This window comes from Pseudovibrio sp. POLY-S9, from assembly GCF_001431305.1.
Classification (GTDB): Bacteria; Pseudomonadota; Alphaproteobacteria; order Rhizobiales; family Stappiaceae; genus Pseudovibrio.
The window spans coordinates 1-15,146 of the sequence record NZ_LCWX01000238.1 but is presented as its reverse complement, the minus strand read 5'-3'; the positions used below and the strand labels follow the sequence as shown (position 1 = coordinate 15,146).

Annotated in this window: 15 protein-coding genes; 12 read left to right on the top strand and 3 right to left on the bottom strand. The window is 49.5% G+C overall.

The genetic code is table 11. The features are described 5' to 3' along the window. Nucleotides 1–41 precede the first annotated feature (41 nt). Entirely contained in the window at nt 42–632 is a 591-nt protein-coding gene (locus PPL9_RS25920; protein ID WP_057465420.1) for a TetR/AcrR family transcriptional regulator, read from the top strand. A gap of 11 nt (nt 633–643) precedes the next feature. Beyond that, the gene (plsY, locus tag PPL9_RS25915; protein WP_057465419.1) at nt 644–1,267 is read left to right on the top strand and encodes a glycerol-3-phosphate 1-O-acyltransferase PlsY; all 624 of its coding nucleotides are present in this window, start codon (nt 644–646) and stop codon (nt 1,265–1,267) included. On the opposite strand, the gene PPL9_RS25910 is transcribed toward plsY, so the two are convergent. Both PPL9_RS25910 and PPL9_RS25905 read right to left on the bottom strand, forming a co-directional pair. Beyond that, nucleotides 1,264–1,923, bottom strand: a complete 660-nt coding sequence (locus PPL9_RS25910) for a hypothetical protein (protein ID WP_057465418.1) — start codon at nt 1,921–1,923, stop codon at nt 1,264–1,266. The two genes, plsY and PPL9_RS25910, sit on opposite strands and share 4 nt — an antisense overlap. A 44-nt stretch (nt 1,924–1,967) precedes the next feature. Next, complete coding sequence (locus PPL9_RS25905) at nt 1,968–2,411, bottom strand: Lrp/AsnC family transcriptional regulator (protein ID WP_057465417.1); 444 nt, start codon at nt 2,409–2,411, stop codon at nt 1,968–1,970. Nucleotides 2,412–2,537: 126 nt separating this feature from the next. On the opposite strand from PPL9_RS25905, the gene PPL9_RS25900 reads away from it, so the two are divergent. Continuing rightward, entirely contained in the window at nt 2,538–3,389 is an 852-nt protein-coding gene (locus tag PPL9_RS25900; RefSeq protein ID WP_057465416.1) for a PhzF family phenazine biosynthesis protein, read from the top strand. A gap of 75 nt (nt 3,390–3,464) precedes the next feature. Here PPL9_RS25900 and PPL9_RS25895 read toward each other — a convergent pair whose 3' ends face one another. Then, complete coding sequence (locus PPL9_RS25895) at nt 3,465–3,875, bottom strand: OsmC family protein (RefSeq protein ID WP_057465415.1); 411 nt, start codon at nt 3,873–3,875, stop codon at nt 3,465–3,467. 238 nt (nt 3,876–4,113) lie between these two features. On the opposite strand from PPL9_RS25895, the gene PPL9_RS25890 reads away from it, so the two are divergent. The 9 genes from PPL9_RS25890 to PPL9_RS25850 all read left to right on the top strand — a co-directional run bounded on the left by PPL9_RS25890 (nt 4,114) and on the right by PPL9_RS25850 (nt 14,280). Further along, nucleotides 4,114–4,815 carry a response regulator transcription factor gene (locus PPL9_RS25890; RefSeq protein WP_057465414.1) on the top strand — a complete coding sequence of 234 codons (702 nt, stop codon included), beginning with the start codon at nt 4,114–4,116 and terminating at the stop codon, nt 4,813–4,815. Next, entirely contained in the window at nt 4,805–6,127 is a 1,323-nt protein-coding gene (locus PPL9_RS25885; RefSeq protein WP_208989645.1) for a HAMP domain-containing sensor histidine kinase, read from the top strand. The genes PPL9_RS25890 and PPL9_RS25885 overlap by 11 nt, the downstream gene beginning before the upstream one ends. 186 nt (nt 6,128–6,313) lie before the next feature. Beyond that, nucleotides 6,314–7,459 (top strand): helix-turn-helix transcriptional regulator, encoded by a 1,146-nt coding sequence (locus tag PPL9_RS25880; protein ID WP_057465413.1) that lies wholly within the window; start codon nt 6,314–6,316, stop codon nt 7,457–7,459. A 34-nt stretch (nt 7,460–7,493) separates the two neighbouring features. Continuing rightward, on the top strand, nt 7,494–7,682 hold the full coding sequence (locus PPL9_RS25875; RefSeq protein WP_057465412.1) for a helix-turn-helix domain-containing protein: 189 nt from the start codon (nt 7,494–7,496) through the stop codon (nt 7,680–7,682). Between the two features lie 17 nt (nt 7,683–7,699). Beyond that, entirely contained in the window at nt 7,700–8,236 is a 537-nt protein-coding gene (locus PPL9_RS25870; RefSeq protein WP_057465411.1) for an AAA family ATPase, read from the top strand. 224 nt (nt 8,237–8,460) lie between these two features. Next, a complete protein-coding gene (locus PPL9_RS25865) occupies nt 8,461–8,844 on the top strand; it encodes a hypothetical protein (RefSeq protein WP_057465410.1) in 384 nt (127 codons plus the stop codon). A gap of 408 nt (nt 8,845–9,252) precedes the next feature. Then, nucleotides 9,253–12,477, top strand: coding sequence for a 2Fe-2S iron-sulfur cluster-binding protein (locus PPL9_RS25860; RefSeq protein ID WP_057465409.1), 3,225 nt, complete (start codon nt 9,253–9,255; stop codon nt 12,475–12,477). Between the two features lie 319 nt (nt 12,478–12,796). Beyond that, nucleotides 12,797–13,654 (top strand): crotonase/enoyl-CoA hydratase family protein, encoded by an 858-nt coding sequence (locus PPL9_RS25855; protein WP_057465408.1) that lies wholly within the window; start codon nt 12,797–12,799, stop codon nt 13,652–13,654. A gap of 11 nt (nt 13,655–13,665) precedes the next feature. Continuing rightward, nucleotides 13,666–14,280 (top strand): TetR/AcrR family transcriptional regulator, encoded by a 615-nt coding sequence (locus tag PPL9_RS25850; protein ID WP_057465407.1) that lies wholly within the window; start codon nt 13,666–13,668, stop codon nt 14,278–14,280. Nucleotides 14,281–15,146 lie beyond the last annotated feature (866 nt).

Sequence of the window (15,146 nt, the reverse complement as noted above, 5' to 3'; positions counted from 1 at the left end):
GAAACATTGCGTCTCCTGATTGATTGGAAAAGGTTTAGACCGTGGCACGAACCAAAGGCTCCGTTGGTGCAGATACAAAAACTGCGATTTACGCAGCAGCGAAAAAGCTGATTGAAGCCAAGGGCTTTGAGGCGATGACGCTTCGCCAGCTTGCTGCTGAGGTGGGCGTACAGCCGGGGTCTGTCTATCGCTATGTTGAGAGCAAGGACGAGCTGCTTCAGGCGCTGATGAACCAGCATATGATCAGCCTGATTGAGAACTGGGAGAAGCTGGAGGGCAAGGGCGATGATCCCGTTTCCCGTCTCAAGGCGTTTGTTGCGTTTCACATTCGCTATCATATTGAGCGCCGTGCAGACGTTGTGATTGCGAATCTGGAGTTGCGTTCACTTGGTGAGGACTATCGGGCTGATGTGGTGACCAAGCGCAGCCAGTACGAGGCCAATCTGCGGCGCATTCTGTCCGATGGTGTAAAGGCGGGTGTGTTTCCCTCTGTGGATTTGGAAGTTGCCGCCTTTGCTATCATCGCCATGCTGACCGGCGTTTGCTTCTGGTATCGCCCTGACGGACGCCTTAGTATCGATGAGATTATCGAGGTGCACCAGAAGATGGTGCTGCAAGGCGTTGTGGGCTAAGGGCTATTCTTGTGATTGATCTGGTTAAGCTTTTTGCAGCTCTTGGAGCTGGCTATCTGCTGGGCAGTATCAGCACGGCAGTGCTGGCTGGGAAGATGTACGGCAAGGACATACGGGAGTATCGCAGCAAATCTGCCGGGCTCACCAATGCACTGCGCGTGCATGGCAAACCTGCTGCACTGCTTGTTCTTGTCGGAGATATCCTGAAAGGCGTTGCTGCTTGTCTGGTTGGCCTGTATCTGGGTGTTTATGCAGGTTCAGGTGTGGCGGTAGACAGTGTAAGCATGCTGCTTGCCGGGGCAGGTGCCATTGTTGGGCACAACTGGCCGGTGTTTTTCGGTTTCAGAGGCGGCAAAGGCGTGTTGACTGCAGCTGCCGTGCTTTTCATGCTGGACCCGATTATCGCACTAAGCTGCCTTGGCTCTTTCGTGGTGATTGTTGCCGCGACCCGCTTTGTCTCTCTGGGCTCGATCTGCGCTGCATTGCTGTTCGTTGTGCTTTCTTTTATTCCGGTGTTTGGTCACACGATCTACTTCCAGATTTTCGCGATTGTGATGGCGTTTATGATCGTTGCCAAGCACCGTGCGAATATTGGTAGACTGCTCTCCGGTACTGAGAATAAGCTGCGTTTCTAGCCGTCTTCTTCTTTCTGTAAATTTTGAATGCAGTGTAGAAAGCTAGATGATTTTTTTATTTCTTCGACAGAGTACTTCGGAATGTCATGTTTGATGAAGCAGTCCACCTCGCCCCAAGTCCTAAATGTTACCTCATAGGCGTATATATCAATAAAGCTATTTAGAAGCTCACGACTCTCTGTACTTGAGCTTTTTGTATCAAACAAAAGCTCTCTTAAGTGAAACGCCCGGTAGACATCTTTTCTCTCCTCGGAGATCTTGAATGCCTCGTCTGATAATGCTGCTAGGGCAAAACTTCGTAAAACGTTTAAGTCTTTCATACGCTCAGGTGTATCTACGGGTTTTGCTTTCTTCATAAGGTATACTCTGGAGAAGTAGTAGAATTGGTATCCATCACCTACATTTATATCGAATTGGTTTGATGGAGGTGGCTGGAGACCAAGGCCGAGGATATACAGAAGGCCAAATGCATCGCATGGGTTGTCACTCATCGAGCGGCGTTCTTTTTCTTCGAGATATCTTTCCATGTCCACTTCAAGTAAGGTGCTGAGTTTGATGCACTTATCCTTACTCAATAGGCTCGAAACAGATGCCGCATTGGCTTGGTAGTTTGCAGCAAAAAGTAAAATTATGAATGATGTCAAAAAGATTTTCATTCGAATACCTTGTGCTGAGTTTACTCAATTGGCTCAAGTCGTACTCATCGTAATGGTACTATCCTGTTCTTAATCGGGGAAGCCTTCACAATTGAGGTGTTGGTCATTGCTTTTTCGTGGAGGGGGTCGAGCAGGTTGTCTAGTTCGCTGACGTCTTTTAGGTAGATGCGGGTGACGAAGCAGTCTTCTCCGGTGACCTTGTCGCAGGAGGTGAAGCGGGGCTCGTTGAGGATGAGTTGCTCTACGACGTGCAGATTGCCGGGACTTGGTTGGATGCGGACGATTGCTTCCAGACTATAGCCGAGTGCCTTTGGGTTTATCTCTACCGTAAAGCCTGTGATGATGCCGTCCTGCTCCAGCTTGCGGACACGCTCTGTGGTGCTGGGGGCGGAGAGGCCGATGCGGCTGGCCAGTTCACTGATAGAGATTCTGCCGTCTCGCTCCAGGATCTCAAGGATTTTGCAGGCAGTTTCATCCAGCTGTTTCATCTCTTTAGGTACTTTCGTCTGATCGCTTTATTTTGTGAAGGCAGAAAGTGTAATTTGCCTTTCTTTTTCTATATTTCATAGAGCTGTTGCTGGTTATTTTTTCAGTCCTGACGATTGGAGGTTCTTATGCAGACAGATCTTTTAGCGCTTCAACATATCTCGGCGTTTTCTCATGGAGAGGAAGGTGGCAATCCTGCTGGCGTGCTGGTGGGGGATGTGATGCTTCCTGATGCGCAGATGCAGTCTATTGCGGCTGATCTCGGATATTCCGAGACCGTGTACGCGGTGCCTCTTGCTGATAAAGACGGGTATCGGGTGCGGTATTTTTCGCCAGAAAATGAAGTGCCGTTTTGCGGGCATGCAACGATCGCGCTAGGCGCGGTGCTGGCTCAGCAGCATGGTCGAAAAACGCATCAGCTTGAACTAAACGAAACCGTCATCTCTGTTGAGAGCTGGCTGGAGAATGGGCAGCTACAAGCTGCTTTGCAATCTCCACAGACCAAGAGTGCGGGTTTGGAAGATGAAGTGAAAGCTGAGCTGCTTGGACTGCTTGGTTTGAATGAAAGTGATTTAGACTTTCGCATTCCACCAGCTCGCATTCATGGTGGAGCTGACCATTTGGTGCTCGCTTTGAGTGACAGAGCCAAGCTGGCTGGAATGGCCTATGACCTGGAAGCCATGAAGCATTTCATGCTTACGCTGGGCCTAGTGACGATCATGCTGGTTCATGTTCGCGGGCTGCAAGAGTTTGATGTGCGCAATGCGTTTGCGTCAGCTGGCGTGTTTGAAGACCCGGCCACGGGTGCTGCTGCTGCGGCGTTTTCTGGTTACCTGCGGGATATTGGCTGGGCACATGGTGGTGAAATCCGGATTGTGCAGGGAGAAGATATGGGAGCGAAGTCACTCATTTCGGCAGAAATTCCTGCTGAGGCCGGTAGCTCTATCCGCATTGCTGGCAGTGCACGGCGGATGATCTAACGCGTTCTCTTGGTACCGTGGGACGTCTAGCCCGAGGCAGCCTGCCTTGGGCTTTTTGCTGTGGCGAAGGCTTCCTTAGACGAGTGAGAGGTGGATTTCCGCGTTTAGTGTGTTGGAAACCGTACATATCTCTTTGGCGGCTTTGATCAGGATCTCTGCTTTCTCGCGGTTCTCAAATTCAGGGAGAGCAAATTCCAAGTGGAAGCTGCCAAAGCGGTGAGGCAGCGTGGATGCTTTTTCAGCCTTTACGGTGATGTAGACATTTCCGAGTGAGACCTTCTGTTGCCTGGCTACCATCTCCAAAGAGATTGCCATGCACGACCCAAGGGCAGACATGATCAGGTCTGAGGGGGCAGAGAACTCATCGGAGTCTCCGTAGCCTGCGGAGTATTGATGACCGAACTCATTGGTCACCCAGAACTGTCCACACTCATGCGACGCGACCGTCAGCGGGCCATAGGACTTGGGTTTCATTTTTATCGACATACTAACGTCTCAAGAGTTCTCGGAGTTTGCAGTTGGTCTGGCATATATACGAGTAACTCGCGGCTTACGTAAATATGCAGCATGGGTGAAAAATACAGCAGCGTTCACTCGTTGGTTATTGGGCTTGCTCTACAGGAATATGTTGTAAACACAATGTGGCTGGGTGTGAGGCACATGCTGCTACAGTATGGATGTGTTCAATTGGCGGAATTGATTGGCGAGTTTGGCAGGTAAAATGATGGCAACGAATGAGACTGAAAACCTGCTTGCGCTGCTGGTTGAAGATGACCTGGATTTGGCTGGAACGATTGCTGATGTGTTGAAAATCCACGGTATCAGTTGCGATCACGCTTACAATGGTGAGGCGGGTCTCGAGTTTGCGCGGCAGGGATATTTTGACGTTATCATTCTTGATCTGACATTGCCTAAGATGGATGGTCTTACAGTTTGTGAAACGCTGCGCCGGGAAGGTATTGACCGCCCAGTTCTGATGCTGACTGCGCGTGATGAACTTTCTGACAAGTTGGCTGGATTTGAAGCCGGGACGGATGACTATCTGGTCAAACCCTTTGCGTTTGAGGAACTGGTTGTGAGACTGCGGGCGCTTTCCGGACGGCGGAGCGCGAAGGCGAAGCTGTTTGAGGTTGCTGATCTGCAGGTGGATTTTGCCCGAAATATTGCAAAGCGTGGCGATCGTGTTTTGCGCCTTTCTCCGACGGCCTGGAAGATACTGGGTATTTTGAGCAAACATAGCCCAGCCTCGGTGAGCCGAGAGCAATTGGAGCGTGGATTGTGGGGGGATGAGCCACCAGAGAGCAACAGCCTTAATGTGCATTTGTACAAACTTCGTCAGCAAATCCAACGCCCTGTCGAATCTGAAATTATCTGCCGAGATGCAAACGGGGGCTATAGCCTGAGGGAGAAAGTGGATGGTGAGTAAGAAAGCAGCCAGAGTGCGCGGACGCAGCATTTTTCGTGAACTTGGTATCGCTTTCTTTCTGGGCGTTATTCTGCTGTTGCTGGTCTACACGTTTTTACTGCCAATCTTCTTTGTAGCTGGCTCAGATGAGAGCATCATCTACCTACTTGAGGATCTGGGCGAAAGTTACGAGGAGGCCGTAAAGGCAAATCCTGATGCTCCGCTGCCTGAGACCTACCTTATTCAGAGTGCCTTTTCGCTTGAAGCGTTGCCTGCTGAAATGTCTCGTCGTTTCAAAGAGGAGCCATTGGAGCCGCTGGAACTGTATTACGATGATGAAGATCGAGGTTGTGATGCTGAGGGAAACTGCAAGGAGACCTATTATCTCTATCTGTACATCTATCCGCTGGAAGATGGCCGCAACCTTTACACCACGCTTGAGAGTACAGAAGAATATCTGGAGGGCTCCGAAGAGGATCAGGTGGTCCTTCTTGCCTTTGCAATTGTAGGGGTCGTCAACCTACTCGCCACCTTTGTGAGTGCGCGCATTTTATCTAAGCGGTTGATCCGGCCGATCCAGAATCTGGAAAACTGGGCGCAGTCATTGAATGCTGAGAATGTGGGTGAGACACCGCCCAACTTCAGGTTCCGCGAATTGAATAATCTCGCTGTGAAGCTCACATACACTGTTTCCCGTATTTCTGAGTTTGTTGAACGTGAACAGACATTCCTGCGTTATGCGAGCCATGAGTTGCGGACGCCGATTACGGTGATTGCCGGCAATATTGCGCTGCTGAAGAGCCAGGAAAGTGGTTCTGAGGATACTGTGCCCGTGGAGCGTATTCAGCGGGCTAATTTGAACATGCGCATCATTGTAGAGACTTTGCTTTGGCTGGGCAGGGAAAGCTCTGCACCGCCGCGAGTTGAGAAGCTCGTGCCAGCAAAGCTAATTGTAGGGTGCATTGAAGAACTGTCTTATCTGAAGGGCAATAAGCCACTCACGGAAGTGCTGGATTTGAGTGAGGATGAGGCGGAGCTGCCTAAAGCACCTTTGCTGATCTTGTTTGGCAATCTGATCCGTAACGCGTTTCAACATGCCCAAAAGGGTGAGATCAAAATTAGTTATCAAAATGGGGTCTTTGAGATTGAAAACCCCGTTTCAGCTGGCACCAAAGCGGATGCTACCTCGGTTTATGAGGAAAGCTTTGGCTTCGGCCTTTCACTTTGCGAACGCATAGCACGACGGATGGGCTGGGATTTTACTCTTGAAGAACAACAGGATGCCATCATCACGCGTCTGGTTTTGAGACCCACTGATACTGGTAGAGAGTAGTTTCAATTATTTGTATTTGTCATGAATAACTGAGATTTCCCATTATATTACAAGGGTATTTCTAGTCTGAATCTTCCATTTATGGCGATTCAAAGAAAATATTCTTCAATTTTATTGATATCTGAAAATTTTACTATTTAATTTACGTTGAGACAGAAGCGATTTTTGTCCGATTCGGGTGGGGTGATGCAAAGCATACACGATGAAATGGTCCAGCGGCTTTATGCCAATATCGCTCTTGGTGAAGATATTGGGCAGGCTTTTGAGCCTGTGGCATCTTCTTTTCGTGAAACCATGCTCTGTTACAAGATTGTCTCACTCAATTCACTTGAATATCAGCATATGGCTTTCCTCAATACAAAAGAGGATATGGAAGCAAAAATGCTTGCTGCAGGCCAGAGCAATCCATTGCCCCGATTTGCTAAATTTGCTCCATTGAATGCCTTAATTCATACCGAGGACTTCATCAGCCAAGATGAAATCCGGGATACCGAATTTTTTGATCTGGTCTTTAGCGATTATGGAGTGTTTGATCGCTTACGGGGCTTTATGATCCACCGTCAGGGGGTGGATGCGGCCATGGTTTCTGTAGCGGTGCAATCTGATTTTGATGGTCCTGATGCAATGCAGCTTGATAAAACTCTTGAAACTGTCAGACCTCATTTTCAAAGTGCGTTTTCGGTTGCGTTGCATCTTGAGCAAAGACGTGGTTTGACTGACGCCTACTCCTTCTGGCTGGATCGTATTCCAAGTGCGGCGTTTATTTTGGACCAAGGGCATCACGTTGCTTTTGCCAACAAGCAGGCAGAGGTATTTTTCAGTTCCAGCCAGAGTTTCTTTATTGACCGTCATGGGGAGGTTTCCTCACGCCATAATGAGCATCGAAAGCTGTTTGAGGATGCGATTTTACGGTGTCGGACTTCTGGTAAGCCTCTGGGGCCACTGGTCCTGAATGGTGAGGCGGCGCCCAATCCGTTCTTTGTTGTGATGCCTATTAATGTGCTCTCAGAGACGCCTGCTTATCTGGCTCCCTTTGTACGCGGGCCGCAGCCACTCCTTTGCATGATAATGGATCCGGGTGACCAACCCTTGGCGGAGTTGGACAATCTTCAACGTTATTTTGGGGTTTCCAAACGTGAGGCTGAGTTGCTCCAGTATCTGGTTCGTGGGGCATCTGTGGGTGAGACCTCTCACGCTCTGGAGATCAGCTACAACACTGCACGCAATCATATGGCGCGAATTGCCGACAAGGTTTCTGTAAATTCTCAAAGTGAGTTGGTTCGACTTGCAAGTGACCTGGCTGCAAGGGTGCCGCGACAGAACGTGAGATGACAGTTCCTGAGGATTTGAATGGTGTTCAGATGTAGTGTTTCCTGAACTGTGTCTTGTTGTTGACTTGTCTATGCGGGAGACAGCTGACAAAATGCATATCAGCTACAATACTGCGCGCAATCATATGGCACGAATAACGGAGAAGTCTGGCTTTGGGTCTCAAAGTGAGCTTGTTCGCATTGCCAGTGATCTTGCTGCGCGAGTTCCATCCTCGTTGTCTTAGCAATAAAGGTTCTTGCATTGCATAGACGTATTTATGTCTTCGGAGCTTCATGCGCAGGTTCGACCACGCTTGGCCATCGACTTGCTCATGCTCTGTCAGTTCCTCATGTGGATTCTGATGATTACTTTTGGGAGCAAACAGAACCACCCTTCGCAGTAAAACGGCCTCAAGAAGAGCGGGTTGCGCTCATGAAACCAGCGATGGGCGAAGGTGGTTGGATTTTGAGTGGAGCTTGTGAGGGCTGGGCGAAGGAGCTTGTCTCTCAGAGCTCGCTTATTGTTTTCATCAGTGTGCCGCAGGACGAGCGCTTGCAGCGATTGAAAAAACGAGAAATGGAACGTTTTGGGGATCGCATTCTTGAAGGTGGTGACATGTTTGAGACGCACGAGGCTTTCTTTCAGTGGGCATCGCAGTATGAGCAACCCGATTTTTCTGGCAGGAGCCAGCATAGGCATGAGGCCTGGCTGAAAGAATGCCAGATGCCTGTATTGCGTCTTGATGGAAGATTAGAGCGTGATGATTTGGTTGCAAAAGTACTGCAAACATCTGCATGAGCATTGCATAATCAATAGTTTATGGGATTTTGTAGATAAAAATAGATTTTATATTCTAAAATGTCACCGCGATTATTTAAGGGAATGTAGATTTACGTAAAGGATAGGTGTGAAATTATCGAGTAGATCTACTTGTGTGTTCAATATGAATATTACATGTGTTTGATTGTGCTTTGTCGATTTTCTAGTTTATATAATTTGATTTAAATTTTTGGAGAATTGCGATGAAATACATTTGTGTCTTCCTGTTTGTGGTGTTCTCATTCAGTGCAAATGCTGAGTTGATCAGGTCTCAGGTTGCGGCAAACCGTACTGCAAAACTTAACGTTTATAGCTATTACGTTCCTGAAACATGCAGCTCTGCGACCTTACCAAAAGTCTCTTTTGTTAAGAAACCGGAACATGGTGTCGTTCGTTTTGTGCAGTCCCGATCTGCACTGACAAAGACAGCTGGCAAATGTGCGGGTAAACAGACGAACGATCTGATTATGTACTATTCGCCGGATAAAGACTTTCAGGGCACAGATAAGGTCGTGACCAAATTTCGGATGTATTCGGCAGGACGTGTCATATCTGGCGGGAACACATATGAGATTGAAATTAAGTAGCAGTCTGTCTTGCCGTCGCATGAGCAACCGTTCGGTTCATCATTAACCGAGCGGTTTTTTATGGGTTCAAGCTGTCGTTATGACGGCGTACGGGGATGAATTTCATTGAGGCTGATTTGTCTGTCTGAAGGGTTTAAGGCTGCTGGCAGTATCTCCTCATATTCTGGGTGTTTTGAGTGAAAAACTCAATTGTGATCATCTTGATGGCAATTATATTGTCGTCTGGTTGCGCGTTTTCTTTCAGGTCGTCGTGATGAAGGTGCTTAATGTTGACATGAGCTCAGCAATGCCTAAGAGTTAATTGATGAATTTTCGTAGTGGTTTGGTCGGGGAGGACTGAGCTACTGCAAGAACTAAAAAGCCGGGACATAATAGTAACGCCAAACTAGCCGGCCGGGGGAGAGTAATATGCGTCTGTTTTCCTACAAAAACAGAAAGGTTCATCTTGGGCCATATCCTTCTGAACGATTGAAGCGAACGCATGAGGCAGTTGATCTGAGGCGTGTGCCCGAGGTGATGCCAATGGTTTTCTCACAGGTCGATAATCCAGAGATCCTGAGCAACTCGATGGCATCCTTCAGCGCGATCATGGATGCGATCCGCGATGGAGCACACAACGCCAAGCTCTCTGAGATCCCGGATGATCCTCAGGAAAGAGCCAATCACCTCAAAGCTGCTGGCTACTTCTTCGATGCCACGATGATGGGTACTTGTGATCTGGTTTCTGATCATTTTCTTGAGCGGTCGCTGCGCAATCCTGATCTGGATAAGCTCGCAAAAGATCTTCAGACCTTTCAGCCCAAAACTCTGGCAGCTGGCATTGACGTGACCATGGCTGATGTCCGTGACAGTGCCGCATCTACCCCCGGACCTGTGACACATCATGGCTCTGCGCTGGTGGTGCTGATGGAGCATCCGCGTGAGCCGAGAGCTGATGAGCCAGGTGGCGACTGGATTGTGGGTACTTGTGAACAGCGTTCTGCTATTCGTGCGGCTGAAGTGGCTGTGGTTTTGGCCAACTACCTGCGCCTGTTGGGTGTTGAGGCGCGTGCGCATACCACGAGCAGTGCTGATGTGGATCTGAACCGGCTGGCGGTTTCTGCCGGATTGGTGGAGGTGCTTGAGAAAGACGGCGAAACAGTCGTTTCCAATCCATATGTTGGCCGCGAGTTTACACTGGCAGCTGTGACGACCACGCTTGAACTGACACCTGATCTGCCACTTGCACCACGGAAACTAGCGGATATCTGGAGTTCTCACGGCCCTGCATGGCAGCTAGGCATGGGGACATTCAAGAATGCCTTTAATCGCAAACCGTTTGAGAACCGTGATTACCACATGGGGGCGTTTCCGTTTGAGAAGATCAAGCGGGTTGATGAGACAACGACCTTTATCGATGAGCCGCGCGTGCCGCGTGTCCCTAAACGGACGGACATGTTTGCGCGTGCTCTTTTTGGTGACATGGGCAAGCCCCTTCAGGAAGCTGCTAAAAATGGGGGGTATCTCGCCAAAAACCCGATGGGTTACTGCGCCCGCCGTGCGCTTGCCGCGCTGATCTTGCTGCAAGATGGTGAGACCGCCGCTGAAGTTTCGCCGAGTGCGGTAGACCCGGATAAAAACGCGGCCAACGTAAAGTCGGCACTCTATTTCCTTGGTGCTGATGCAGTTGGCCTATCCCGCTGCCCAGATCACGCCTACTATTCTCACGATGCACGCGGTGAGCCAATTACGCCTTACCATAAAAACGCGATCTCCATTCTGGTGGATCAAGGGCATGAGACGATGGAGGGCGCAAGCGGGGATGATTGGATCTCCGGCGCACAGTCGATGCGAGCGTATCTGCGAACCTCCATTATTGGCGGTATCGTTGCCGAACAAATCCGCCGCCTGGGGTATCCGGCCCGCTGTCACTCTGTCGTTGATGGTGAAGTTCTTCAGCCACCGCTGTTACTGCTTTCTGGTCTTGGGGAAGTGAGCCGTATTGGCGAGGTTATTTTGAACCCTTACCTTGGCCCGCGCTTAAAGTCCGGTGTGGTGACGACGGATATGCCGTTCACCTACGACAAGCCAATTGATTTTGGCTTGCAACGCTTTTGCGAAAGCTGCAATAAATGTGCGCGTGAGTGTCCATCTGGAGCGATCACAGCTGGGCCGAAACGTATGTTCAATGGCTACGAGATCTGGAAGTCAGACTCTGAGAAATGCGCGCGTTACCGTGTGTCCCAGCCAGCGGGATCCTTGTGTGGTCGCTGCATGAAAACTTGTCCGTGGAATCTTGAAGGATTGTTCAGCGAAGCTCCGTTCCGCTGGACAGCAATGAAGATGCCATCTTCTGCCAAAGTTCTTGCCAAGCTGGATGACAAGCTTGGCAACGGATCCATAAACCCTGTCAAAAAGTGGTGGTGGGATCTGGTTGCGAGCGGTGATGGTAATTATGTGATCGCTGAAGAGACCAATGCGCGCGAGTTGCAGCTCGACCTTGATCTTAAATATGAAGATCAGACGCTGGCGGTGTATCCAGCCAATCTTGCCCCGCATCCATGGCCATTTCCGTTCATGATGGACCGGGAAGCAGGGATCAAGGCCTATCAGGGTATGATTTCAGCTGAGGAATACAAAGCCCGCCTTGCTGCTGGGTCGAATGACCTGGCTCCTGTTTATGAAGTCAGTGCAAGTTCGTCACCGGTCTTAGCAGTTCGCCTGTCTAAGGTGGATGTGGAAGCGGAAGGTGTATCCCGCTACGAGTTCATGTTGGATGATGGCTCGCCGTTGCCTGTGTTTGAAGCTGGAGCGCATATCGATGTTGTTGTGGCTCCTGAGTTTTTGCGCCAGTACTCACTGGCGGGCAATCCGGCAGACAACAGTAAATATGTGATTGGTGTTTTGGAAGAAAAAGAGGGGCGCGGCGGTTCCGCGCTCATGCACCGGATCTTCGATGAAGGACGCCGAGTTTTCATTTCCAAGCCGATCAATCATTTTCCGCTGCATGAAGATGCAAAGAAAACACTGCTCTTTGGCGGTGGAATTGGCGTAACACCAATGATTGCAATGGCGCATCGTTTGCATGTGCTTGGGAAGCCTTTTGAGTTGCACTACTGTTTCCGTCATCGCCACAAGGCTGGGTTCATCGATGAAATTCAGCGAGCACCTTGGGCGGATAAGGCGTTCATTCATTGTTCCAGTGAAGGAACGCGGGCAGATCTGAGTACAATTCTGGCTGACTTTGAAGACGGCTATCATGTTTACACGTGTGGTCCGGATGTCTTTATGGACGGAGTGCTGGAGACTGCTGCTGCTCAAGGCTGGTCTGAGGAGAGCTTGCATAAAGAGTATTTCTCGGTTCCGGATCAGGGTGATTATGTCAACACAAGCTTCTTTGTAAAACTGGCGTCAACGGGTGAGCGTATTGAGATCCCGGAGGACAAAAGCGCAGCTGATGTCTTGAATGAGAAGGGAATTTCCGTGCCAACCAAATGCTCGGATGGCATTTGCGGGGTCTGTACGGCCAAATATCAAGGTGCCGAAGTAGAGCATCGTGACTTTGTGCTGAGTGGGAAAGAAAAAGAAAACACTCTGGTTCTGTGCTGTTCCCGAGCGAAGAATGAGGGCGCCGAGCTTCGACTTGAGCTCTAGACGAATTTTTCATGATGTGGTTTTGACGTTTTGAGGCGGGAGCTGTTGTTTCCGCCTCTTATAATTTTCTAGTGCTCTCCTGTAGCTAACTTAGAATGCGCGCTGTTTTTCGAGATTTCTGAATTGGCGAGAGCATATATTCATCCAGATCGGTGGATTACTCCCGTATTGCTGTTGGGCCGTAATGCTCAACCGTACTTAGAGCAACTTTAAGGGCTGAAAATTCCAGAGGTTGATTGGGCTGCTGGATTCTCCCATTGGCCAATTCCCTCAAATATAACGGTGTTATATTTTTATTGAGTCGTTATTGAAGGGAACTATGACTAAGGTACTTTATGAAAAAGATGGCCGTATCGCACGCATCACACTGAACAGGCCTGAGGTGATGAATGCTATTGATATGGATATTCCGCAAGAGCTGGCGGCTTGTGTGGCACGGGCGAACTCAGATGACGGTGTTCATGTCATTGTGCTTGGCGGTAATGGGCCTGCGTTTTGTGCGGGATATGACCTGACGGCTTATGCTGAAACGGAGGGAAGTAATCCGGGTGTTCAGGAAATGCCCTGGGACCCTATGAAGGATTATGCCTTCATGAAACAAAACACAGATCTATTTATGTCGTTGTGGCGCAGTTATCGGCCTGTCATTGCAAAAGTGCACGGCCACGCCGTTGCTGGTGGTTCCGACATTGCATTGTGTTCTGACATGATTGTTATGGCAGAGGATGCGCATATTGGTTACATGCCGGTCCGAGTGTGGGGATGTCCTACAACTGCAATGTGGGTTTATCGGCTTGGCCCGGAACGTGCAAAACGCATGCTGTTGACTGGCGACAAAATTGATGGTCGAGAGGCAGAGCGAATTGGTCTGATCCATAAAGCTGTGCCTTTAGATCAAATTGATAAGGAAGTTGAAAAGCTTGCTGAGCGGATGGCTGGTATTCCGGTAAATCAGCTGATGATGCAAAAACTCATGATCAACCAGGCGATTGAGTCCATGGGGCTTTACCAGACGCAAATGATAGCGACGCTCTTTGATGGTATTACGCGCCATAGCCCTGAAGGTATGAATTTTAAACAGCGGGCGGAAGACGTGTCTTGGAAACAGGCTGTTCGCGAGCGTGATCAGGGCACATTTGATTGGACCGCTAATCGCCCGATTAATGCGCCTCTTTAATGTGAGAAACGATGCCTGATTTACATGATCAAGAAAGCACCAAGGTTGATGCCCGCCAAATGCGGGCAGATCACCTGAGAGGGGCACGCCGGTCGCTCATTGTGAATGCTGCACGTGATGTTTTCACAAAAGAAGGTCTCGATGGGGCTTCGATGCGCTCCATTGCCAGAACTGCCGGATGTACAACCGGTGCAATCTACCCCTACTTTCATGGCAAAGAAGAGCTTTACTGTGCTGTTTTACAAGAAGCGCTAGAGCAGCTGCATATCAACGTTACTGAGGCCATTGAAACCTGCTTATCTATAGAAGAGAAGGCTCAGGCTGGTGTACTTGCATTCTTTGATTTCTATAATGGACGCCCAGATGATCTTGCTTTGGGTTTGTATGTGTTCAGTGGATTGAAGCGAGTTGGATTGGGACGTGAGCTTGATGGTGTTCTTAACGTGCAAGTTAGTAGGGTGATTGGCTTGATTGAGAGCTGCGCTCGTGCTGGAGGAAGATCTCCGGAATGGACGGCTGGTGCGATTGCATATTGCATGGGGTTGTTAGTGATGGGGCATACTGGCCGGTTGTCTCACTGGGACTATGACGGGCGCTACCTGTTGGAGCAGTTTTTACGTCGGTGATCGGCCTTTGCCTCCTTTCTAGGTGAAAGCCGGATGGTGCATTCTAGCTTTGCGCAATGTAAATTAGCCTACAGCAGAGCGCGATCTACTTAATAAGTTCATTGTTCGATTATCAAAGAACTCGGATTTTACCGATAGTCGGGTTGTCTGTGTTGGTTTTGATAGTGCATCTTGTTTTGATCTCGGTCTATTCCTGTAATGTTCTCCTTGAGTCTTTGTTGGCGGCGATTTGGTTGCCGGGATTGGGTTGATATTTGGAATTGGTTTGATTTGAAGGCTTGAGGTGGTTTGAGTTTGGCCGTTTGCTTCGGGTGCTAATGTCGTTTGTGCTTGTCGCATGTTGGACAGGAGTATTTGCGGTGAAGTGCAGGGCTGATGCGAACGCGCTTTTGTCGTGGTGCGTGCAGTATCGGGCTAAAACGGAATCTTCTTGTTCTGATGGGTGCGGTGCCGGGTTGAGTTGAGCGTTTTCTTGGGTCTGGGTGTACTGAGTTCGGGGATATGTTTTTCTGGAGCGGGAATAGATGTTGGCAGATGGGGAATAAGTCTGCTGCTGAACCTTGCTCCTGGTTGCTTCTTTGGACTGTCTTGGTGTGAGGTCTTTTGTGGCCTTGCACCGCCGTTTGACCTGCTGGCTTTACATAGCAACGTAACATTGCGGGTTTGAACGCAAAAAAACGCAAAGCCTCTCAAATCTGGCGTTGTGGTGTTTTTAGGCTGCTGAAGGTGGTTTTTGTTGTTGCGCTTTGTGTGTTGGTTTGGCTTTTGGGCTCACGGCTCACGGCTCACGGCTCACGGCTCACGGCTCACGGCTCACGGCTCACGGCTCACGGCTCACGGCTCACGGCTCACGGCTCACGGCTCAC